We start from the raw sequence: 631 nt of genomic DNA, 5'->3' as shown, positions 1-631 counted from the left end.
TATTGCAGACAGCGTGCGCTTTACGCGCTCCTGCGGCATTGCTAAATCCACGCTTGAGCACTATTTCGGCTGTCCGGTTTTCTTTGATGAGGGGATCGCGCAAATCGATTTCTCACTCCAGTGGCTTAACCGCCCCACACCCGCGCTAAACAGTGCACTGCGTACGCAGGCCGAGCGGCTGGCGGCCACAGTGGCGGGCCGCATCAGGGATAAACACAGCCTGCTTCAGTTTTTGCAGGCACATCTGGACACCATTCATTCTGCCGACGACATGGCGCGGCTGCTCAGCATCAGCCGCCGCACAGCTACTCCATTTTGTCGCGTGAAGTGCGTCTCACCGAAGCCCGTCGCCTGCTGCGCAGCGGTGTTACCACAGAGCATATCGCCGAGCGCTTAGGGTTCTCTGATGAACGCAGCTTCCGGCGCGCCTTTAAATCCTGGTGCGGGAGTAGCCCATCCGACTACCGCAGTGGTCAGGAGCAGTTTTTACATTCGTTGAAATGATCGCCAGTTACCCTGATGAGGAGTGGTTATGTCTACCGTGCTTTACCCAGAAAAAACCGTTGAGCAAACCGATGATGGCGGGTTTCGCCGCCAAAGTAACGCTTTCACCAGCCGTTTCGGCACAGGC

Annotated in this window: 2 protein-coding genes; both read left to right on the top strand. The window is 56.9% G+C overall.

Annotated features, from left to right (window positions below; translation table 11 throughout):
• Positions 1–397: hypothetical protein (locus J5224_RS33560; RefSeq protein ID WP_264629204.1), on the top strand; the 397-nt coding region annotated here is incomplete at its 5' end.
• On the top strand, positions 328–504 hold the full coding sequence (locus J5224_RS36050) for a helix-turn-helix domain-containing protein (protein ID WP_413544766.1): 177 nt from the start codon (positions 328–330) through the stop codon (positions 502–504). The genes J5224_RS33560 and J5224_RS36050, both read left to right, overlap by 70 nt.
• Positions 505–631: the final 127 nt, after the last annotated feature.

This window comes from Candidatus Symbiopectobacterium sp. NZEC135 (genome assembly GCF_025962695.1).
Note: the sequence above shows the minus strand (reverse complement) of the source record. Positions and strands in the feature narration are given on the sequence as shown.